Below are 22,513 nucleotides of genomic sequence, written 5' to 3'. Positions count from 1 at the left end.
TCCCTTGTTCCGTGGTTCGGATCTTAACAAATTTTATAAATGTGCCCGCTCCTGAGAAGTCAGGCGCCGGCCCTTCACGTCAAATTTGATTCTGCCGTCTTCCAGCACCCAGAGCCGGGTCGCATACCGTTCCGCAAGCTCAAGCGGGATCACGGTCAGCACCGTCAGCCCTGTTTCCTTGCACAGCTTGCGCAGCGTTTCCAGCACGCTCTCCGCAGTTTTCGGGTCTAGTCCGGTTACAGGCTCATCCGCCAGAATAACCTTGGCTCCATGCACTAATGCGCGGGCGATTGCCACCCGCTGACGCTCACCGCCGCTGAGCTGGCTGGTCTTCATCTTGGCTTTGTCGAGCAGACCGAGCATGTCCAGCTCGTCCATCGCCCCCATGTAATCATCCGACCGCACCATCCCGGTTGCCATCCGCCACAGCGGAGTCTGCGAGGACTGGCCGATCAGCACATTCTTCAGCGCGGTACGGTTCGGATTCAGCTCCGCGTTCTGCTCCAGATAGGCCCATTCGCGGCGAATCTTGCGTTTGCCGGCAAATGCGCTCTTCATGATGTCGGTTCCATCCACTCTGAAGTTGCCTCTATCCCATTTCTCCTTAAGGGCCAGGCAGCGCAGCAGTGTTGATTTGCCGCTTCCGCTGGCTCCCAGCAGCACCACCAGCTCACCTGCTTCTAATTGAAAGCCAATATCCTGCAGAACCGGGGTTTTCCCTTCCCCGACTGCTTTGGCCAAGTGTTCAACTGTGATCATAATTCAGCCTCTCCCTGTCTTCATCTCTACTCTCTAGTGTACTCTGAAAGCGGGATCAAATTCCATGCGAGCACTCGTTCCTATTTTACCTCAAATCGGCTTCCGTGGCGAGAATAATAACCCTGTCAATCCGAATAAAATATATAAAGCGCCAAGGAGAGCAAATATACCGCCGGCCCAGCCGAATTGCAGCAGCAGCCCGCCGATTCCCGGGCCGATAATACTGCCTAAGCTATAGTGAAAAGACGAGACCACATTTGCGGCCGGGAGCAGATTGCGCGGGAGAATATCTGCTGCAAAGCTTAGCCCCAGCGAAAAGAAGGAGCCAACCAGCCCGCCTGCCACCGTCAGGAGAAGCATTGTCACCAGGAAACTGTCCCCCGCAAGCGGCAGCAGCGCAAAAGCCAGACCGCCGCCTGCACCGGAGCCGATCAGGATTTTTTTTCGCCCGTAGCGGTCACTCCACATGCCCAGCGGCAGTTGCAGAATCAGTCCGCCAATGCCTACGAACGGCAGCAGAGCCGCAATTTGATTGGCGCTGAAGCCGATCCGCAGTCCGTACACGGGGAAGTTGCTGTTCAGGCTTGCTTCCATATAGCCGTATAATAGAGCCGGTATCAGCGCATACCATGCAAATCTGTAGCTTCGGGCAAAGCGGCGGGCCTGCCCCTCTCCATGCGCTGCTGTATCCGGATGGGAATCGGGCAGCTTGAGCAGCACCAGGATCAGGATGGAGAGAAACAGCAGGGCGATGGCTGCAAAAGGTGCCGCCTGGCCGAAGCGCAGCAGATTGATTCCAAGCGGACCCAGGCTGAAGCCCAGCCCGTAGGACATGCCGTAAAAAGACAGATTACGCCCCCGGTGCGCAGCAGGCGTCATCAGCAGCACCCAGAGCTGAGCAGCATAATTGATGGCTGCATCTCCCACCCCTACCAAGAGGCGCAGCAGAAACCAGGCCTTGGCCCCAGGCAGCAGCGGAAATAAAATGAGCGACACCAGTACAAGACTGATCCCCGCCGCAATCAGCTTTTTGAAGCCGATCGCACCGAGAACCCTTTCCGCGGCCAGTGTCATAGCGAACGAGCCTACATACAGCGCAGCGGCATTCAGGCCGTTGAGCGAAGAGGAGACTCCCCGTTGCTCCAGCAGAATGGACAGCACGGGAAGCAGCAGGCCTTGGCTGAGCCCCGCCGCAATAATGACGGTAATAAGTATGATGTAGTTCAATTTACTGCTCTTGCTTACTGTTAGGGTCTGACGGTCTGACACGGATAAATCCTCCTATGTAATCCTGTGGTTATCGAGCTGCCGCTTCCCCCGGCAAACACCGAACATTATAGTGGACAACCCTCTTCTAAACAAGAGATAATATATAGAAGTGACCGATTTTCTGGGGGTGCAGGGTTCATGAACTATAAATTAGAAATTGACGTTTCTCCGGTATACGAACTGCTGGACAGTTTTATGTTATATGTAACTAGAAAATGGATTTCCAATCTGGATATCGGCCCGGACTGGATACGCGATGTCGATGCCCGCCTTGCCCCGCAGCAGATTTCCGCCTTCCGGCAGGCTGCTGAATGGCCTTTTGAAGATTATGATGTGCTCTATGCCTGGGCGTACAGCAGGGGCACGGCCTCCAAGGTGACACAATTCCTGGATGAGCTGGAGTCCTCCGGGCTTGAGGATTGCTTCGAGCGCACCCAACCTTTTTTCCACCAATTCACGATGGAGGAATGTGCCCGGATCAAATATAACTATACTCCGCTGCTGCGTCTGTGGTATGCAGAGTACTTCCGCCATGAGGAGCAGAGGATTCTGCCGCTGCTGATCGAGGACGCCTCGGAGAAAAAAATGCTGGAGAGTAAAATGGACATGGTGCCGCTTATTGAATATGCCTCGGGTGGAATAGTGATTGAGGACGTGCCGGATCTGCAGACCATCGTCCTGCTGCCCACCGTTCACAACCGGCCCATCAACACTTATTGCTTCTTTAAGACGATGATGCTTGTGCAATATCCTGTGGATGTACCTTTTGACAGCGAGGATGAGCCGCCTACTGTGCTGCTGCGCCTAACCAAAGCGCTCTCCGATCCGACACGGCTGCGTATGCTGCGCTTCATTGCCCACGAGCCTAAGACACTCTGGGAGATGCAATCAGAGCTTAACCAGTCCAGAGAAATGCTGATGCATCATCTGCTAAGCCTCCGGGTTGCCGGGCTGCTGCGCGTACATCTTCGCGGGGAAGGCACCGAGCGCTACAGCATCAGACCTGATGGAGCCTCGGAGCTTCAGATGTTCCTTGAATCCTACATTCGTATATAATAGCTTTACAAATACAGAGATAGATACAGGAGTGAGCACATTGAAGTATTTAACACAACAAGTCATTTTCGATCTCGACGATACCCTGGTGCATTGCAACAAGTATTTTGACCTCATTTTGGGGCAATATTTCGAGCTTATGTCACAGTGGTTTGGTGAATATGGTCCGACAACCGCCGAATTCCGCAGCAAACAGATAGAAATTGATGTGGCAACCGTGAGTACAAGCGGCCTCTCCAGTGAGAATTTTCCGAAGTCGCTGATCGCTACCTACCGTTTCTTTTGCGACAAATACAATCATCCGGCAGATCCTTACCAGGAGCAGCAGTTGATGAAGCTCGGACTCAGCGTGTACGACCAGGAGATTGAAGCATATCCGGGTATGGTGGAAACACTCGATACCTTGAAGCAGGACGGACACTCGTTATACCTCTACACCGGAGGAGACGACACCATTCAGCAGCGCAAAATCGAGCAGATGAAGCTTGACGCTTATTTCGATGACCGGATCTACATCCGCCAGCACAAAAATGTGGAAGCCCTGGAGGATATTCTGCGCACACACAGCTTTGACCGCACAAAAACCTGGATGATCGGCAATTCCCTGCGTACGGATGTGCTTCCGGCCCTTACTGCAGGCATTAACAGCATTTATCTGAAGCAGCAAAATGAATGGCTCTACAATCTCATTGAATTGCAGCGTGAAATGCAGCAGTCCGTGCTGACCATCTCCTCGATCATCGAGGTTCCGCCGGTTATCCGTTCCGCCGCCCTGCACAAAAACCACGGCTAATGCTTCCCTTGGGTCTGTGTTACAAATGGCATATGCAGCCTGCGGCGGTATGATTATACTATTTGAGTATTTTCATACCATGCAGGAGGTTCACAATGAACAAGAAAGCAAGCCGCAGAAACAGCCCGAACAACAACCGCTTAGTACCGATGCTGCTCGGAGTCGTTGTTGTTCTGCTGATAGGAGTTATTGTCTATATGGCGACGGAGAACAAAGACAATGACGCCGCTGAACTGGGTAATCTGCCGAACTATACGGATGTGAAGGGAAAGATTGTTGTCGACGGGCTGAAATATGAGAAGCAGCCGCATCTGGGCAGTGAGAACGCCAAGGTGAAGGTCATCGAGTTCGCCGATTTTAAATGCCCCGCCTGCAAAAAATGGACCGAAACCTACCTGGACACATTCATCAAAGATTACGTGGACACAGGCAAAGTGCAGTTCTACTTCATGAACTTCGCTTTTATCGACCGGGACTCTTATCTCGCTGCCAGTGCAGGTGAAGCCATTTACAAGCAGAGCAACGAGAAATTCTGGGAATACGTTCATAAGCTGTATGCCAATCAGGGGGATGAGAGCAAGATTTGGGCAACTCAGAAATTCATCCTTAATTTCGTGAAAAACAATATCGAAGGCATCGACTACGGCCAGTTCGAGCAGGATCTCAAGAACCAGACCTATATGTACGATGTGAAGGAAGACTTTAAAATCGCCGGCTCCTATGGAGTAAACGGCACGCCGAAATTTATGGTGAATGGTGTTCTGCTGCCGGACTCCTCCTACGAGGGCTTGACTGCCGCGATTGAAGCTGATCTGAAGGATGGACAGTAAGGATAAGGAATCGGCATAGTCATTGTAAAACAAAGAGGATGCGCCCCAGCCGGGAATCTTTTAAAGGCGGGGCGCATCCTCTTTGTTTGCCGGAATCTGCTGGAATCTTCCTGAATCTACAGCAGCTCTGCGGGTAATAAGCATTCATTGGGGTCGTATTCACTCTATATTCATTCACTCTATAATCAACTGTCCCGTTTCTTTATTGCTCAGCACCAGTTTGCCCTCTATCGGAGAACCGTCCTCGCCGGTAAGCTTCAGCTTGCCGGTCCGGCCCTTCTCGATCAGCGCCTTCACCTGGGCATCGGTCAGATTCCGGCCGTGGGTTTCCTTCCAGATCACGAACTTGCAGCCTTCCTTGTAATGAGAGCAGCCGTAGCCTTTGCGGCCCATAAAGATCATGCCGCCGCAGCCCGGACGCGGGCATTGTCCGATCACCTTCGGCCCGTCTTCCGCAGCGGCATCCGCAGACGCCTGCCGGGTCCTGGAAGACTGCGCAGCAGACCCTGTGCCGGATTCGCCGCCGCGCTTTCTCGCTGGGGCCGGTTTGCGCGTGCCTGCGGCGCTGCGGCTTTTGCCGCCGCCGTTCAGCGAAGGAGTCTCCCCTTCGAAGGAGGTTTTATCCGCCCGGGACTGCACCCGGACCTTGTCTACAATCATGGAGGCGAACCGTTTGACGTTCTCCATGAATTGCCCGTCCGCTGCCGTTCCTCTGGCAATCTCGTTCAGACGCCGTTCCCATTGTCCGGTCATTTCCGGCGAGGTCAGCAGCTCAATGCCCGCACCGCGGATCAGTTCAATCGCCGTCCGGCCCTTTTGGGTGATGGCGATCTTTTTACCCTGCATTTCCACATAGCCGACATTCTTCAGCCGCTCAATCGTTGCCGCCCGGGTCGCCGGTGTGCCCAACCCAGAGTCTTTCATGGCATCGCGCAGTTCCTCGTCTTCAATCTGCTTCCCTGCGCTTTCCATCGCCTTCAATAGCGTCCCTTCGGTGTAGTGCTTTGGCGGCTGGGTATCCTTCTCCTTGACGAGGGCATCGCTGCAGAACACCCCGGCATTCGGATCTATCGAGAAAGGCTCATTGACCTCAATCTCCTCTTCCTCTTCATCCTCTTTGCCCTTGCCTTTAACGGACTTGGTCTTGTCTTTCTTCTGATCGCCATAGATCACCTTCCAGCCCAGGCTCAGCAGCTCCTTGACCGTAGTTTTGAAGTTTTCGCCTTCGACCTCGGTAATCACGGTATGAACCTTGTACTCGGCAGCCGGGTAGAACTGCGAGAGAAACCGGCGGACGATCAGATCGTACAGCTTGGCCTCATCGGTACTCAGACCTGTTGCCTTGCGGTTCGTCGGCAGAATGGCATGGTGATCCTCCACCTTCGCCGGGTTGCAAATGAATTTGTTGCCCTTATGGACCAGGCTCCGGTTCGCCCCCTTAGCCCATTCGTCATACGCTGTCCCCTGCAGTGCAGACAGTGTCTTATGCATTTCCGGTACATTCTGCTCGGTTACGTAGTTCGAGTTCGTACGCGGATACGAAATCACCTTATGCTTCTCGTAGAGCGCCTGGGCGATGTCGAGCGTTTTTTTGGCGGAAAAAGCATGCTTGCCATTCGCTTCACGCTGCAACAGCGTCAGATCATACAGTTTGTTAGGATATTCTTTCGTTTCCTTAACCTCATAAGAGGCGACCCGTGCCGGCTTGCCCTTGACCTTGGCTGCGAGTGCCTCGGCCTTGGCTCCGTCGGTCATTCGCTCTCCCTGCCACATACCTTTGTAGCTCATCTCATTCTGGGCAAAATGCCCCTCCACTTCAAAAAACTTCAGGGAGGAGAACGCCTCAATCGTCTTCTGCCGGTCATAGATCAGCGCAAGCACCGGGGTCTGCACCCGGCCCACTGACAGCAGCACATTATGCTTGGTGGTAAAAGCGCGCGAGCCGTTCATCCCGATCAGCCAATCGGCCTCACTCCGGGCTCTGGCAGCTTTGGTCAGATTCTCGTATTCCGCTCCATCCTTCAGCTCCTGAAAGCCTTTGCGGATCGTCTCCGGAGTCAAATCGGATATCCACAGCCGCTTCACCGGCTGGCTGAGCTGCAAATGCCGCTGAATCAGCGAAAAGATATGCTGCCCTTCGCGCCCGGCATCACAGGAATTAACCAGCAGATCACTACGCTTCGCCAAATCTCCAATCACCTTGAGCTGATCAAGCGTGCGGGCATTCGGCACCAGCTTGAACTGCTGGGGAATAATCGGCAAATCGTTAATATTCCATTTCTTGTACTTCGAATCATACGCTTCCGGCTCCGCCAGGCCGATGAGATGCCCGATGGCCCAGGTAATGATGTACTGCTCACCTTCCAGATAGGACCGGTAATTTTTGGCCTTCGGTTCTATTGCGGCGGCGATATTCCGCCCCATGTCCGGTTTCTCCGCAATAATGAGTGTCTTCAAAAAATATCGCTCCTTAGCCTTGTTCTTCCAAAATACGTCCAGTAGTCTATTATACCATTATGTTTAATGCATTACCTGCTATAAATCAGAGTAAATGGAGCAGTAATTTGGGCTTGAAGCAAGTGCATGTACCACTACAAATCTTTTAGATAAGGCTGTCAAGCCTAAATTTGATTTATCTGAAAGAGATAAAACACGGTCATTTACTCGCTTTTTGCCTACCTTTGCGAACAATTGGTAGATGAAATGCTACTGGAGAAGGATCTAGCGAGGGTTGCTGTTTATCCACCCGATGTCCAAGTATGTTGAACAGTTCCGCCCGATTCAGAAGAATATACCGGCTGCGAAACTGGAGATATGGGGTATTGAAGATTACGCCATGGATCGCGGGTTTGAAGATACTGTCACTGCTGCGACTGCCAAGCCAACTGCAAAACCTACTGCTAAGCCAGTAGCTACTAAGAAGCCTACATCTGCTCCAGCCAAGAAACCTGCTGTCGCCAAGTAACCACCACTCCTGAACCAGGAGTGGAATATCTGTACTATAAAAATTGCTTAACGGTAAGATCTGCAGGCACCGCTCCGATTTACGAACCTGGGTACTCAAGGAAGCTCGATCAACGGTGGCGGAGTCGGATGCGAATAAAATTAACCCCAGGAGAGTATCCGGGAGCTTTGTTGAAAAAGAAATTTATTCTTTATTTAGGATAAAAAAGAATTTTATTATGTTCACTCACTTTATTGCAGATATAGGCATATATGTTTAGACAATACTTTTCTTTATATTCTACAATATTAACTATTATCATAAAAAAGGGGATGCTTTCTTGAAAAAGTTACTTGGTTTCTCTTCAATTTTTTTTGTATTGTTTTTATTCTCTTTCATTTTTTCAGTTAATACTTCATTGGCTGAAGAACGATATTCTGAGAACCTTATTCCCAGAATGACTTCGGCTACAACTCCATCAGGGAAAGTAACCTCAAGCGAACAATGGGATGGTGGAACGTTTAATTGGAAGGCTTTTGATGGAATTGTGCATTATTCAACAGCTCCAGGTGTGTACACTGCCTGGGGAACCAATAAAACAACCGGCTGGTTGGCATATGAATTTCCAACCCCGAAGACTGTATCAAAATACGTTATAGGTTATGGAGGGTTTGTCGGAACTTCTGAATTTGGTTCACAACCTACAAACTGGACTTTTGAAGGATCAATTGACGGGACAGCTTGGACGATTCTCGATACCCAGAAGAATGTGACTGTTTGGGTTAAAAACACACCTAAATCTTATATGTTTGAAAATAATACAGCTTATAAATTCTATCGTATCAATATATCTGCAAATAATGGTTCTACGAGTAATACAGTAAATTTAACAATTCACGAGCTTCAAATGATGGAAAAAATAGTTGATACACCGAATTCTCCAACCAAACTCACCGCTACCGGCGGCGATGCAAAGATAGATCTTGCTTGGGCTTCTGTTTCAGGTGCTACTTCTTATACTATAAAAAGATCTTTGACTACAGGTGGACCGTACATGACAATCGTTTCTAATGTAACTGATATTACTTATGTAGATCATTCAGTTGTAAATGGAACAACCTACTATTACGTCGTTACGGCTCTGAGAAATAATATTGAAAGCCCAAGTTCAAATGAAGTATCAGCTACTCCTAAAAAAGTTGTTCAGCCTGATCCAGAACCAACAGGAGACCGGGCTATCCTTACTATTATACTGATTAACGGGATCGAAAAGGAATATGATCTTTCTTCGTCCGAGGTTGAAGCATTCGTAAAATGGTACGATGCCCGCGATGCCGGTAGAGGCCCTGGAATGTATGCAATAGACAAACATACAAATAACAAAGGTCCGTTCAGCAAACGTAAAGATTATATTGTATTCGATAAAATTTTGACCTTTGAAGTAAGTGAGTATTCAGCTTAATAAGCAAAAACAAACCCGTCAGGCTTATTATTCCCGGCGGGTTATTTTTTGTATGCTCTAAATTGAAACCGGCTAGTTACCTTTGATTGAGCCAAGACTGCCGTAAGAAAGTCTGTATCACTCTCCAAAACTTTGTATGTAGTGCTCAGGCAAACCACTCCTAAAAAGGGGATGTGAACAGCGTCACAACCAAAATGATTACTCCAACAACTAACATCATGACAGCATTTTTATTTTTTAAATAGTAATATCCCCCATTAAATATAAGCGTTCCACTTACTAATACCATTGACCAAGTCCGTAATGCCTGATCATTAACGCTATAATCCTTTATTAATAAGAATATATTTATGGCAATGGTTGCCATTGCAAACAGAATGCCAAGAACTCTAAAGAATAATTTCATTAATCGCCCCCTATAATAAATACCCCACCATTTCTGGCAGGGTACGGCGCTTCCGTTGGATCTATTTTATCGTTACTGGAACAATGTGTAAATGCTATTTTGCAGAATTTTCGTCTAAGCTGAAGAATTTTATTTTATCAAAAATCACATAATCTTTCCAGTTTGTAAATAGGACTTGTTATTGCCGTGCTTATTAATTGCATAGGATGTCGCCCTGTTCCAGGGCCCGCTACCTTCTTGCCTACACGGCACAGTTTGCTGTAAAGGTCATATGTAATCCTTCCCTTCCCTTGATCCTGGGCTCATAACAGCGCAGTGCGGAGTGTCTTTCCATTCGCCCCCTGTTAAAAAGAAGTATGGTCCTCCGCAGCTTGACACTGATCCCGCACCTCCTGCACCCAATATATTGCATAGACCTTGTTTTAGGACTGCTCTCTCCACAGACAATAACCCAATTAATGCCTCTCCCCGTTTCCCGTGGATCAGATCCCTTATAGGAGATTAACCCGTGAGCTATGGCACATGCCCTAATCTGCTGGAATGTTATAATTTTCTAATGGAGGTGTTAATTTGTCTAGTACTACATGGATAGCAATTATGATCATAGTCATAACTAGTGAGGTGATCATAATTGTACATAAGCAACGTAAAAAATAATTCTAAGTTTAGAACAAAAACCCTTATAGAGACTGATTCTATAAGGGTCTTGAAATGAAACGTAGTCAATTATTTCATTACCTCCGCCCCGCAGTAACCCGCGATACGGCTTCAGTGATATCAATGACCTCTTTAGTATTTAACTTCCGATCCAGGTACTCCACTTTTTGCTCCGCTGCATCCTTGCCGACAACAAGAGTAACCGGTATGCCGATCAGCAGGGAATCCTTGAACTTCACCCCTGCCCGTTCATCTCTGTCATCCAGCAGGGTCTCAATGCCGAGCCGGGTGAGCTGTTCATACAGCGCTTCGGCTGCCGCAGCCTGGGCTTCATTTTTGACAGACATCAAGAGGATATGAACCCCATATGGAGCCAGAGCCGCAGGCCAGGTGATTCCCTGCTCATCGTGATGCTGTTCAGCCACCGCCGCAAGCATCCGCGAAATTCCAATCCCGTAGCAGCCCATAATCATTGGTTTGCTTCTACCCGCTGAGTCCAGAAATGCCGCTCCGAGCTTCTCGCTGTATTTCGTCCCCAGTTTGAAGACATGGCCGATCTCGATTCCCTGCTCTAAATGAAGATTTCCTTCACCGCAATGCGGACAGGTCTCGCCTTCGGAGGTTGTACGGAAATCCCCCACATGCTCCAGACTGAAATCCCGGCCTGGCACCACCCCCCGCAGGTGATAGTCCCGCTCCCCGGCTCCGGCAATCCCCTCTGTCATTGCGGCCACCGCTGCGTCAACCAAGAGGGTCAGGGAGAGTCCAACTGGTCCGACAAAACCGCTCTCCACACCGGCTGCAGCCTGCACAGCATGAGAATCGGCCAGAGCAATATCGCTGGCTCCGATATAGTTCCGCACCTTGATCTCGTTGACTTCATGATCGCCCCGGACTAATACCGCGAAGGTTCTGCCGCCGCCTTCGTAGATCAAGGTCTTGATCACTTGCTCTGGAGGAATTTGCAATTCCTGCTCCAATTGATCAATGGTGCGGATGCCAGGAGTGTGGAACCTCTCTGCGGCAGGCTGATTGCCGGAATCTACCCGGGCTCCGCCCTCTCCGGTACGAACCTCGGCCTGTTCCAGATTTGCGGCATAGCCACAGGCAGAGCAGACCGCGATTGTATCCTCGCCAATGCCCGACAGCGCCATGAATTCATGCGTCTCCCCTTCACCGCCTATCGCTCCGGCATCCGCTTGAACTGCCCGGTAAGCCAATCCGCAGCGCTCGAAAATTCTCTGATATGCCTTATACATCCGCACATAATTCTCGTCCAGCCCTTCCCAGCCGGTGTCAAACGAATAAGCATCCTTCATCAGAAATTCCCTGCCCCGCAGCAGCCCGGAACGCGGACGCCGTTCGTCGCGGAACTTGGTCTGAATCTGGTATACGGTAACCGGCAGCTTCCGGTACGAGCTGATCTCTCCCCGTACCAGCGCCGTCACCACCTCCTCATGCGTAGGTCCAAGCACAAATTCTCGTGCATGTCGGTCCTCAAGCTTCATCAGCTCCTTGCCGTACACATCATATCTCTCCGACTCTTTCCACAGCTCCGCAGGCTGCATGGAGGGCATCAGCACTTCCTGTGCTCCTGCGGCATCCATTTCCTCACGCACAATATTTTCTATTTTGCGCAGGACCCGGCGGCCGAGCGGCAGATACGTATAGATTCCGGCCGCGAGCTGCCGGATATATCCGGCACGCAGCAGCAACTGGTGATTCATCGTTTCAGCTTCTGCAGGAGCTTCGCGGAGAGTACTAGCTAGTAGTTTACTTTGACGCATAAATATTCATCCTCTCTTGTCTGTATGAAGTGCAGCTTCAGTTCCTGAAGGCAAGCACAAAAAGACACATCCGTCAGGGACGAATGTGTCGTGATACCACCCTAGTTCAACCGCCTGCTTATAGCTTGACGGTCCTCAACACGGATAACGGCCGGGTCCGGCAGCATTGTTCATGCTGCAGCTACCAAGGCAGGGTATGATTCAATCGTTCTATGAGGGACCTTTCAGCCGGTGAATCCCCTCTCTGTTCTAACGATCATAGAAGCACAGATCCTTGGTCAACGCTGTTCAATATCGAGAATGTTTTTAATCTATACGATATCCCAAATCATGTCAAGTCCCTGAAAGATGACGCTGTATTGGTAATGCATAACTAATTATTTTACATAAGTCGACATAGGTATGAAATTATCCTGCCGCTTAACCGAATATATCATTAGAGTTATTCAAAGACCATTTCTACCTAGTCCAAGGGGGAGCTACCATGAACACTATCAAACGACTATTCCACAAAGCCTCGTCCAAATCATTGCAAAAAAGAATGATGCTGTTGTTCACTATCATGCTGGTTATCCCTATCCTCCTTGTCAGCTACTTCTCCTATTCCAATTCCAGTAAGCAATTGGAGCTTAAAATGCAGGAGTCAACCCGATCAAGTGTGGAATTGCTGCATGGCACCATCAATGAAACCGTTGAGTCCGCCATGCGAAACGTGCAGCAGCTCAGCCAGCAGTTCACCTCCAGTGAGATTGATGCCCAAAAACCGGAGGCCCGCGCATTGATGGATTTATTCATGAAGGAGCACCCGGAGCTTGAAATCCTTATTCTCGGCAACAATAATGGTGCCTGGATGAAGTCTCCAAATGGCGGCAACCAGGACTATGACCCGCGTACCAGAGATTGGTACAAGGCTGCAATGACAAATACGGGCAAAATTACGATTATAAATCCGTTCAAATCGGCTACAACAGGCAATTACAACCTGTATATCTCCGAAACACTTAAGGATGGTAAGGGTTCCATCACCAGCAGCCTCAGCCTTAAGCATTTGAGCGAAATGGTGAACAAAATCAAGCTTGGCAAAGACGGCTATATTTACATAGTCGACGGCAACAATAAATTTGTCTCCCATCCGGTTAAAAAAGCCGGAGAAGATGTAGCTGCCGATGTAGTCAATTTGTTTAAGGACGACAGCGGCACAGTATCCTACACCAGTCCAGATACAGGCCTGCAGATGCGGGGATATTACATGACGGATAAGATCACTGGTTTTAAAATTGTCGGCGTGCTCTCTACAAAAGAGTTCTCTGAGGCTTCATTGCCGATTCTCTATAACGGCCTCACAATTCTGGGAATAGCGCTGGTTTTCGCCTTGATCCTGATGTACTTTATCATCCGGGCAATCACCAAGCCAATCGTCAGCCTGAATCGTTCCGCCCGCCGTGTAAGCGAAGGTTATCTGAACGAGCAGATCAAAATTGACCGTAAAGATGAAATCGGCCAGCTCGCCCAGAACTATAACCTGATGGTAGAGTCGCTTCGCAATATCGTCGTAGACATATCGGATACCTCCGGTATGCTTGCCTCGTCAAGCCAGCAGTTGACCGCCACCACGGAGGAAAATTCCAAGGCTACGAGTTATGTTGCTGAGCTTGTCCAGGATTCTTCAGCAGGAGCCGAGACTCAAACTGCAGCCATGTCGGAGACTTCACGGTCGATGGAGGAAATGTCTTCAGGGATTCAAAGAATTGCCGAAGCCGCCGCTTCTATCGTCGATTCCTCGACTGCTACCGAAGCCGATGTGCAGGCGGGAAGCCATAAAATTGAAGAGATGAGCCGCCAGATGGAGGCCATCCGGCAATCTACTCTTCATTCCTCCGAGCTGATTAGCCAGCTTAACGGGTTGAACAGTCAAGTCTCGGCCATGAGCAGCGCCATTTCCAATATCGCGGTACAGACCAATCTGCTCTCGCTGAACGCAGGGATTGAGGCTGCCCGTGCCGGAGAGCATGGCCGCGGGTTCGCAGTCGTGGCCACTGAGGTACGCAAGCTGGCCGATCAATCCAAGTCAACCGCCGGTAACATTCAAGATACCATTGTGCAGATGACAGAATTAATTGACCGGACTTTTGAGGCTATCCATGATAAGGTGTCGGCCGATGTGGAAATGGGCTTGCAAGTGACGCAGGAAGCTAAGGAGGCCTTCTCGAGCATCGAACAATCCACCGCCAAAATCAACGGCCAGATTCATGACATCTCGGCCATCACCCAAGAAATGTCGGCCGGTGCGGAAGAAGTCGCCGCCTCCGTACAGGAGATTTCCAATATTTCGCGTTCGACATCAGACGCCTTCCAGAACGTCACAGCGGCTACTGAACAGCAGCTTGCCTCCATGGAGCAAATCTCAGCTTCCTCAACCGAGCTGTCCAAAATGGCCTCAGACCTGCAGCACAAAATCGAACGCTTCAAGCTAGAGGAGTAGGCTCACGCCTCTCCTGCCTCTTCCTTTGAACAACAGCAAAAAGCCGTATCACCCGCGTATGGCAGGTGATACGGCTTTTTGCTGTGACTGCCCGGCCTATGCCAGAACTGTCGAGCCCATCAAATATTTGTCTACTTCACGTGCAGCTTCGCGTCCTTCGTTGATCGCCCAGACCACAAGGCTCTGACCACGGCGCATATCGCCGGCAGCGAATACTTTATCTACATTTGTGTTGAACTTGCCATAACGGGCCTTCACATTGCTGCGGCGGTCCGTCTCCAGCTTAAGCTCGTCAATGATCTCCTGCTCCGGTCCATCGAAGCCGATGGCGACCAGCGCAAGCTGAGCGGGGTATACGGCCTCTGTTCCCGGAATAGGCTCATAAATCTTGCGGCCGGTTTCATCCACGATACGGCGGATTTGCACCGTGTGCAGCTCCTTCAGGTTGCCTTCCTCATCGCCTACGAACTTGGTGGTCATGATGGAGAATTCACGCGGATCATCACCGAATACCGCTTTGGCTTCCTGCTGCGCATAATCCAGAGTGTAGACATTCGGGAATTGCGGCCAAGGGTTCGCAATTGGGTCACGCGTAAGCGGTGCCTTCTCATGCGTGCCGAACTGGGTGATGCTGCTGCAGCCATGACGCAGCGCAGTGGCTACACAGTCAGAGCCGGTATCGCCGCCGCCAAGCACGATAACATCCTTGCCCGCCGCAGATACATAGTTTCCATCTTCCAGATTGGAGCTCAAATAGCTCTTGATCGTTCCGTTCAAGTAATCCATGGCATACATAACGCCATTCAGCTCGCTGCCTTCTACATTGAACCGGCGGGCCTTCGTTGCACCGCCGCACAGAACAACCGCATCATATTCGTCAACCAATTGCTGGGTAGGAATATCCTTGCCTATCTCTGTATTAACTACAAAGTTTACACCCTCGGCAGCCAGCAGATCCACACGGCGCTGAACCACACGTTTGTCGAGCTTCATGGTCGGAATGCCATAGGTCAGCAGGCCGCCGATACGGTCGCTGCGCTCGAAGACGGTTACGGTATGTCCAGCTTTGTTAAGCTGTGCCGCTGCGGCGAGACCAGCCGGTCCTGAGCCAACGATGGCAACCTTTTTACCCGTGCGTTTCTCTGGAGGATTCGGTACAACCCAGCCTTCCTCAAAGCCTTTATCAATAATCGCCAGCTCAATTGTCTTGATGGTAACCGGCTGCCCGATCAGTCCGACGGTACAGGAGCCTTCGCAAGGCGCAGGACAGATGCTCCCGGTGAACTCTGGAAAATTATTCGTCTTATGCAGCCGTTCCAGCGCTTCTTTCCATAGTCCCCGGTACACCAGATTGTTCCACTCAGGGATGAGATTGTGCACCGGACAACCCGAAGTGCCGCCGCTCATATCAATGCCGGTATGGCAGTAAGGAGTCCCGCAATCCATACAGCGCGCACCCTGTGTCCGAAGCTCGTCCTCGCTTAAATGATGATGGAACTCTTCCCAGTCCTTAACGCGCTGCTCAGGATCACGATCACCCGGGAGCTGGCGCTTATACTCCATGAATCCAGTAGGTGTAGACATATTTACGATTCCCCCATCCGATCTCTTCGTGTTGATGTATAGTACATTGTAGCATGCGGCATCCATCTAATTTTCAGCGCAATGCAGTACCTGCACATTCTATAATACTTAAACCTTGAGATTTTGTAATTTTAATAATTATAGTAGCATTCAACACTTTTGCACTGTAATGGACTAATCTGCTGATTATTTGTACTATTTCACATGTTGTGTCAGAGAAAACGCTTTTTCCTTAAACCGAACGTTCATAGACGTAAAATCGGTAATCATACGGATTCTTTTCATCCCGAATTCCTTGGATCTTGGAGGTTTCTCTCCACTCACTCCAGTCGACTTCAGGGAACCATGTATCCCCTGCAATCTCCTCTTCAATCCGCGTGACCAGCAGCTTATCGGCAAAAGGAAGCATCAGCTTGTAAATTTCCGCACCGCCGATAATCATCAGCTCATCCGCTTTGCGTCCCTCAGCCACTGCTTCTTCCAGCGAATGCACAACTGAGGCTCCCTCAGGAGCAAAGCTGAGATCGCGTGTCAGGACCATGCTCGTTCTGCCTTTTAAAGGCTTGCCGCCAAGCGATTCCCAGGTTTTGCGCCCCATCAGCATTCTCTTCCCAAGCGTCTCTGCCTTGAAGTAGGCAAAATCCCGCGGCAAATGCCAGGGCATATCATTATCCTTGCCGATCACATTATTTGCGGCCATGGCCCAAATCATGCTAATGCTCATCCTGAATCCCTCATTCCACGTATAAATAGCTTGCCGTCAGCAAGAATTTAGATAGCCACCGGAGCTTTGATGGACGGATGATGCACATAATCGGCGAACTCGAAATCATCAAAGGTATAGTCAAAAATACTCTCCGGCTGTCTGCGGATCACGAGCTTCGGAAGCGCATATGGCTGTCTCTCCAGTTGCGTAGCCACCTGCTCCAGATGATTTGCATAAATGTGCACATCTCCACCGGACCAGATGAACTCCCCGGCTTCAAGCCCGGTCTGCTGGGCAACCATATGCGTCAGCAGTGCGTAGCTGGCTATATTGAACGGCAGTCCAAGGAAGGTATCTACAGAACGCATCGTCAGCATGCAGGAGAGCTTGCCGTCCGCTACGTAGAACTGAAATACAAAATGGCAAGGCGGCAGCTTCATCTGGTCAATTTCCCCTACATTCCACGCGCTAACAATATGACGGCGTGAGTCCGGGTTGTTCTTGATCGAATCAATCACCGCGGCAATCTGGTCGATATGGCGTCCATCCGCACTTTCCCAGGCCCGCCATTGTGATCCGTATACCGGTCCAAGCTCTCCATTCTCATCCGCCCATTCATCCCAGATAGAGACTCCATTCTCCTTCAAATAGGAAATGTTAGTCTCACCCTTCAAGAACCAGAGGAGTTCGTGTACCACTGATTTCAAATGAATGCGCTTGGTAGTCACCAGCGGAAATCCTTCCGCCAGATCGAACCTGAGCTGACGTCCAAAAACGGATATCGTACCTGTTCCAGTCCGATCACTCTTGGCCGTGCCATGGTCTAATATGTCCTGTAGTAAATCCAAATAATTACGCAAGCAGCGCACACCCCTCTCCTCTTTTTATCTTCTATCAGTTTACCATGAGCTGACCGCCCTTGTAACTTGTTATAGCGCAGAAAATGCAATTTCCAGCATCCTCCGATCCTACCCGCAGCGCAGATTTCCCTATTCCTGAGAGTCCGGATGATATTCCGGCTGCCCCAGCCACACTTCCGTGCTGTATTTCACTGTAATCTGCCCATCAGTCTGAAGTCCTGCAAAACGCCCCAGATGCGCCTCACGGAAGTCCTTGAACCATTCCTCCTGCTCGCCGGGGGCTTCCATGCCGGAGGCTGCCGCGCCCCAATACTCGCCCCAGCTTTCTTGAAGCTCCTGCGGGAATAAGTATCTCACCGGCTCCTGACTCCCGTAAAAATATTGCAGCGGCATCGTATGTCTGGTCTCACTCAACCTTGCTGCATATTGTTGTATATTTCTGCCCACATTCATATTGCTCAATCACGAAGCTTACAGCCTCAGCCGAATATGGCAAGCGGTATTTGGCATATTGTACAGCTTTGGCGTATGACATGGTATTCATAGGTTGGCCCCCTTTTCTAAATATTAACACATTAAGGGTATCAACTTTTGCGGATGTAAAAAAAGGATGCCCCATCAGCCACCTTAAGGCTTCTGAGGGCATCCTTATGAATAGCCTGCTACGCAAGCCGCTTAACTATTATTTCATAACGTGAATCGGGTGGCCTTCCACAAGCTCAGCCGCTTCCATGACGATTTCGCCAAGGGTCGGGTGTGCATGGATGGTCAATGCGATGTCTTCGAGTGTAGCGCCCATTTCAATCGCCAGACCCAGCTCAGCAATCAGGTTGGAAGCTTCCAGGCCCACGATTTGTGCACCCAGAACGAGATTGTTCTCGCTGTTAGCCACAATCTTGATGAAGCCGTCCGGAGCGTTCAAGGATACCGCACGGCCATTGCCCGCGAACGGGAATTTGCCGGCTTTTACTTTGTAGCCCTTGTCCTTGGCTTCTTTTTCGGTAAGACCAACACTGGAGCATTCAGGATCAGTGAATACAACTGCCGGAATCACTTTGTAATCAACAACCGATTTGTGGCCGGAAATTGCTTCAGCCGCGATTTTACCTTCGTAGGAAGCTTTGTGCGCCAAAGCCAGGCCAGGCACAATATCGCCGATGGCATAAATGTTAGGGATGTTGGTGCGGCCCTGGTGGTCAACCTTGATCAGTCCGCGTTCATCCAGCTCAATACCGATCAGATCCAGTCCCAGCTCACCATCCGTGTTCGGACGGCGGCCAACGGTAACAAGCAGGTAATCCGCAGTAACTTCCTTGGACTCGCCGCCCACGGAATATTTCACGGTAACTTCCTTGTCGTTCTGAACCGCACTTTCAGCTTTGGCATTAGTTACGATCTCGATGCCGGTCTTCGCCATGTTCTTGGCAACCAGACGGGTCATATCTTTATCGAAGCCTGGCAGAACTGTATCCATTCCTTCGATAATCGTTACCTTAGTTCCGAACTTGGAGTACATTTGACCAAGCTCTGCACCGATGTAGCCGCCGCCGATGACGATCAGGCTCTTCGGAATTTCCGGCAGATCAAGCGCTTCGGTGGAAGACAGAATGCGTCCGCCGAATGGGAAAGGCTTCAGTTCAATCGGGCGCGAGCCTGTTGCAATGATGCAGTTATTGAACTTATAACGTGGAGATTCGTGTTCGTTGAACAAGCGGGCTTCATTCGCATTGATGAACATAGCCTCACCGCTGAACACTTCAATTTTGTTGCCTTTCATCAGGCTGGTTACGCCGGTTGTCATTCTTTTAACAACGCCGTTTTTGAACTCCTGGGTTTTAGCCCAGTCCACCTTGACATTTTCAGCGGTAACACCGAAAACTTCGCCGTGTTGTGCAGCTTCATATTGATGTGCTGCAGAGATCAGAGCTTTGGAAGGAATACAGCCGCGGTTCAAGCATACGCCGCCGAGTTCCGATTTATCCACGATCAGGACTTTCTGGCCGAGCTGGGCGGCACGAATTGCCGCCACATACCCGCCGGGACCTGCACCAATTACCAATGTGTCGATTTCAATTGAAGCGTCTCCGACTACCATTTATTACACCTCCATAACTAACATATCAGGATTTGCAAGCAGGGTCTTGATATAGTTCATAAAGTTCTGAGCTGTCGCGCCGTCAATAATGCGGTGGTCAAAGCTCAAGGAGAGAGCCATTACCGGAGCAGCTACGATTTCACCATTCTTAACAACAGGTTTCTCGGTGATGCGTCCAGTACCCAGGATCGCCACTTCAGGGAAGTTGATGATCGGAGTGAAGAACATGCCGCCGGCAGAACCGATGTTGCTGATCGAGATCGTGCTGCCTTTCATTTCGTGAGGAGCCAGCTTGCCGTCACGTCCACGCAGAGCCAGGTCACTAATCGCGCTTGCGATCATCCAGATGCTCTTACGGTCAGCATCCTTAATAACAGGAACGATCAGACCGTTGTCTGTATCTGTAGCGATACCGATGTTGTAGTATTTCTTATAGACAATCTCATTGGACTCTTCGTCAATCATGGCGTTAAGCGCCGGGAATTGACGGGAAGCTGCAACAAGTGCCTTGACGATGAATGGAAGGTAAGTTACCTTCACGCCTTTCTTCTCAGCTACAGGTTTCATGCGGGCACGGAAAGCTACCAGTTCGGTAACATCCACTTCGTCCATGATGGTAACGTGAGGCGCAGTGTATGCCGATTTAACCATAGCGTTGGCAATGGCTTTGCGGATACCCTTGAACGGTACGCGTTCTTCTTCCAGGCTTACATTGCCGGAAGCTGCTGCCGGTGCTGCTGTAGCCTTGGCTTTTGGAGCTTCTGCTGCTGGTGCTGCCGCTTGAGCCGCTGCTGCTGGTGCTGCCGCAGGTGCTGCGGAGCCGCCCTTCAGGAAGGCCGCAACATCTTCATGGGTGATTTTGCCGTTCTTGCCGCTGCCGTTGACCAATGCGAGATCAACGCCTTGTTCACGGGCAGACTTGCGGACGCTTGGTGTTGCCAGTACATCGCGGTTAGGAGCCGGAACTGCTGCTGGAGCCGCGCTTGCTGCCGGTGCAGCCGCCCCAGTAGCCGGAGCTTCAGCATGGCCGCCTTCCTGATGAGGAACATCGCCTTCTGCAGCAATGATTGCCACAACTTCACCCACGCGGCATACCTGTCCGTCTTTGGCGAACACTTCAAGCACTGTACCGTTGACCGGAGAAGGAACCTCTACTACCGCCTTGTCGTTCTGAACTTCCATGATGATATCGTCATCGGTAATTTTGTCGCCGACTTTGATATGCATTTTGATAATTTCACCTTCGTGCAGACCTTCGCCCAGTTCAGGGAACTTGTATTCAAAGTTAGCCGCGCCGCTTGCTGCAGGAGAAGAAGCTGTATCTGCTCCGCCCTTGGCTGCATCCACTTCTTGAGTTGCTTGCGCTTCAGCATGGCCGCCTTCTTGTTCAGGCACATCGCCTTCTGCATCAATGATTGCCACAACTTCGCCTACGCGGCACACTTGACCGTCTTTGGTGAAGACTTCAAGCACTGTGCCGTTGACTGGACAAGGAACCTCTACTACCGCCTTGTCATTCTGAACTTCCATTACGATATCGTCATCGGTTACTTTATCGCCGGCTTTGATGTGCATTTTGATAATTTCGCCTTCATGCAAACCTTCGCCCAGCTCAGGGAACCGGTACTCAAATTTTGCCACCTTAATAACCTCCTAAAAGTTTTGTTAGTGTAACTACAATGAATTATCCTCGTACAAAATTTGCTTCGAGAGCTTGCGCTTAGTTGTATGAAGCCTAACTTCCTGCAACTCTCGCAAACTCACTTCGAAAGCAGCCGCTTCGTTTGCAGAAACGGGTGCCGCCCTTATTCAAGGACGGCAGGATGCTGCATTATTAGAATTCCAAAACTTTCTTCACGGCTGCAATAACGCGTGCCGGTGTAGGAATCCAAGTATCCTCGATTTGCGCGAATGGATAGATGGTATCCGGACCCGCTACACGAAGTACAGGTGCTTCAAGATGGAGAATAGCTTTTTCATTAATTTGTGCGATCACTTCAGCAGCAACACCTGAGCTCTTCTGCGCTTCTTGGACTACAATTGCATGGTTGGTCTTCTTCACAGAAGCTACAATTGTATCAATATCAATCGGGCTAACCGTACGCAGATCAATAATCTCAGCCTTGATGCCTTCCTTCTCAAGCTGATCGGCCGCTTTGGTAGCAGTATGTACCATCAGACCGTAAGAGATAATTGTTACATCTGAACCTTCGCGGACAACATTTGCTTTACCCAGCTCGACGGTGTATTCGCCTTCCGGCACTTCATCACGGAATGCATGATAGAGGTTCAAATGCTCCATAAAGAACACAGGGTCATTATCACGGATGGACGCAATCAACAGTCCCTTGGCATCGTATGGATTGGAAGGAATTACAACCTTGATCCCCGGGCTTTGGGCAATCAGGCCTTCCAGGGAATCTGTATGAAGCTCGGCCGCTTTTACGCCGCCGCCAAATGGTGTACGGAACACTACAGGAGCATTGAATCTGCCCCCGGAACGCCAACGCAGGCGGGCAGCCTGAACGACGATTTGGTCAAGTGCTTCGAAGATGAAGCCAACAAACTGGATTTCAGCGATTGGACGGAAGCCTTGTACCCCAAGACCAAAAGCCAGACCGCCGATTGCGGATTCAGCAAGTGGAGTATCAAATACGCGATCTTCGCCAAATTCCTTTTGGAGCCCTTCCGTTACACGGAATACGCCCCCTACATTACCTACGTCTTCTCCGAAGATAAGAACATTAGGGTCACGATTCAGTTCAACGCGCATTGCGTCACGGATTGCTTCTTTCATATTCATTTGTGCCATTGCCTGATATC

19 protein-coding genes are annotated in these 22,513 nt (G+C 50.3%); 6 read left to right on the top strand and 13 right to left on the bottom strand.

Annotation, left to right across the window (positions count from 1 at the left end; genetic code table 11):
- Positions 1–33 precede the first annotated feature (33 nt).
- Complete coding sequence (locus B212_RS0110825; protein WP_019910747.1) at positions 34–759, bottom strand: phosphonate ABC transporter ATP-binding protein; 726 nt, start codon at positions 757–759, stop codon at positions 34–36.
- Between the two features lie 90 nt (positions 760–849).
- Positions 850–2,028, bottom strand: coding sequence for an MFS transporter (locus B212_RS0110820; protein WP_019910746.1), 1,179 nt, complete (start codon positions 2,026–2,028; stop codon positions 850–852).
- Positions 2,029–2,166: 138 nt separating this feature from the next.
- Here B212_RS0110820 and B212_RS0110815 point away from each other — a divergent pair, with 138 nt between their 5' ends.
- From B212_RS0110815 to B212_RS0110805, 3 genes are all read left to right on the top strand, one after another.
- Positions 2,167–3,084, top strand: a complete 918-nt coding sequence (locus B212_RS0110815; protein ID WP_019910745.1) for an ArsR/SmtB family transcription factor — start codon at positions 2,167–2,169, stop codon at positions 3,082–3,084.
- Positions 3,085–3,124: 40 nt separating this feature from the next.
- Positions 3,125–3,877, top strand: a complete 753-nt coding sequence (locus B212_RS0110810; RefSeq protein WP_019910743.1) for an HAD family hydrolase — start codon at positions 3,125–3,127, stop codon at positions 3,875–3,877.
- A 95-nt stretch (positions 3,878–3,972) separates the two neighbouring features.
- A complete protein-coding gene (locus B212_RS0110805) occupies positions 3,973–4,707 on the top strand; it encodes a DsbA family protein (protein ID WP_019910742.1) in 735 nt (244 codons plus the stop codon).
- Positions 4,708–4,881: 174 nt separating this feature from the next.
- Here the strand turns inward: B212_RS0110805 and B212_RS0110800 are convergent, their stop codons facing one another.
- Positions 4,882–7,164: a type IA DNA topoisomerase gene (locus B212_RS0110800; protein WP_019910740.1), complete on the bottom strand. Its 2,283-nt coding sequence runs from the start codon at positions 7,162–7,164 to the stop codon at positions 4,882–4,884.
- Between the two features lie 274 nt (positions 7,165–7,438).
- On the opposite strand from B212_RS0110800, the gene B212_RS0110795 reads away from it, so the two are divergent.
- A complete protein-coding gene (locus B212_RS0110795; protein ID WP_019910738.1) occupies positions 7,439–7,672 on the top strand; it encodes a hypothetical protein in 234 nt (77 codons plus the stop codon).
- 319 nt (positions 7,673–7,991) lie between these two features.
- Positions 7,992–9,113 (top strand): hypothetical protein, encoded by a 1,122-nt coding sequence (locus B212_RS34985; RefSeq protein WP_019910736.1) that lies wholly within the window; start codon positions 7,992–7,994, stop codon positions 9,111–9,113.
- A gap of 160 nt (positions 9,114–9,273) precedes the next feature.
- On the opposite strand, the gene B212_RS0110780 is transcribed toward B212_RS34985, so the two are convergent.
- Positions 9,274–9,519, bottom strand: a complete 246-nt coding sequence (locus B212_RS0110780) for a hypothetical protein (RefSeq protein WP_019910735.1) — start codon at positions 9,517–9,519, stop codon at positions 9,274–9,276.
- A gap of 734 nt (positions 9,520–10,253) precedes the next feature.
- Entirely contained in the window at positions 10,254–11,963 is a 1,710-nt protein-coding gene (locus tag B212_RS0110775; protein WP_028530739.1) for a proline--tRNA ligase, read from the bottom strand.
- 484 nt (positions 11,964–12,447) lie between these two features.
- On the opposite strand from B212_RS0110775, the gene B212_RS0110770 reads away from it, so the two are divergent.
- Positions 12,448–14,445 (top strand): methyl-accepting chemotaxis protein, encoded by a 1,998-nt coding sequence (locus B212_RS0110770; RefSeq protein WP_019910731.1) that lies wholly within the window; start codon positions 12,448–12,450, stop codon positions 14,443–14,445.
- Positions 14,446–14,541: 96 nt separating this feature from the next.
- Here the strand turns inward: B212_RS0110770 and B212_RS0110765 are convergent, their stop codons facing one another.
- From B212_RS0110765 to B212_RS0110730, 8 genes are all read right to left on the bottom strand, one after another.
- Positions 14,542–16,029 carry a glutamate synthase subunit beta gene (locus B212_RS0110765; protein ID WP_019910730.1) on the bottom strand — a complete coding sequence of 496 codons (1,488 nt, stop codon included), beginning with the start codon at positions 16,027–16,029 and terminating at the stop codon, positions 14,542–14,544.
- A gap of 232 nt (positions 16,030–16,261) precedes the next feature.
- On the bottom strand, positions 16,262–16,753 hold the full coding sequence (locus B212_RS0110760; RefSeq protein ID WP_019910729.1) for a dihydrofolate reductase: 492 nt from the start codon (positions 16,751–16,753) through the stop codon (positions 16,262–16,264).
- 47 nt (positions 16,754–16,800) lie between these two features.
- Positions 16,801–17,595, bottom strand: coding sequence for a thymidylate synthase (gene thyA / locus B212_RS0110755; protein WP_028530737.1), 795 nt, complete (start codon positions 17,593–17,595; stop codon positions 16,801–16,803).
- A gap of 129 nt (positions 17,596–17,724) precedes the next feature.
- On the bottom strand, positions 17,725–17,952 hold the full coding sequence (locus tag B212_RS0110750; RefSeq protein WP_198015849.1) for a hypothetical protein: 228 nt from the start codon (positions 17,950–17,952) through the stop codon (positions 17,725–17,727).
- Positions 17,953–18,001: 49 nt separating this feature from the next.
- Positions 18,002–18,139 carry a hypothetical protein gene (locus B212_RS34460; protein ID WP_019910726.1) on the bottom strand — a complete coding sequence of 46 codons (138 nt, stop codon included), beginning with the start codon at positions 18,137–18,139 and terminating at the stop codon, positions 18,002–18,004.
- 138 nt (positions 18,140–18,277) lie between these two features.
- Complete coding sequence (lpdA, locus tag B212_RS0110740) at positions 18,278–19,690, bottom strand: dihydrolipoyl dehydrogenase (RefSeq protein ID WP_019910724.1); 1,413 nt, start codon at positions 19,688–19,690, stop codon at positions 18,278–18,280.
- 3 nt (positions 19,691–19,693) lie between these two features.
- Positions 19,694–21,331, bottom strand: a complete 1,638-nt coding sequence (locus B212_RS0110735; RefSeq protein ID WP_019910723.1) for a 2-oxo acid dehydrogenase subunit E2 — start codon at positions 21,329–21,331, stop codon at positions 19,694–19,696.
- Between the two features lie 193 nt (positions 21,332–21,524).
- Positions 21,525–22,502 (bottom strand): alpha-ketoacid dehydrogenase subunit beta, encoded by a 978-nt coding sequence (locus B212_RS0110730; protein ID WP_019910722.1) that lies wholly within the window; start codon positions 22,500–22,502, stop codon positions 21,525–21,527.
- Positions 22,503–22,513 lie beyond the last annotated feature (11 nt).

It is taken from the genome of Paenibacillus sp. HW567, from assembly GCF_000374185.1.
In the GTDB taxonomy this organism is placed as follows: domain Bacteria; phylum Bacillota; class Bacilli; order Paenibacillales; family Paenibacillaceae; genus Paenibacillus_AQ.
This window is presented reverse-complemented; position numbering and strand designations above follow the sequence as displayed.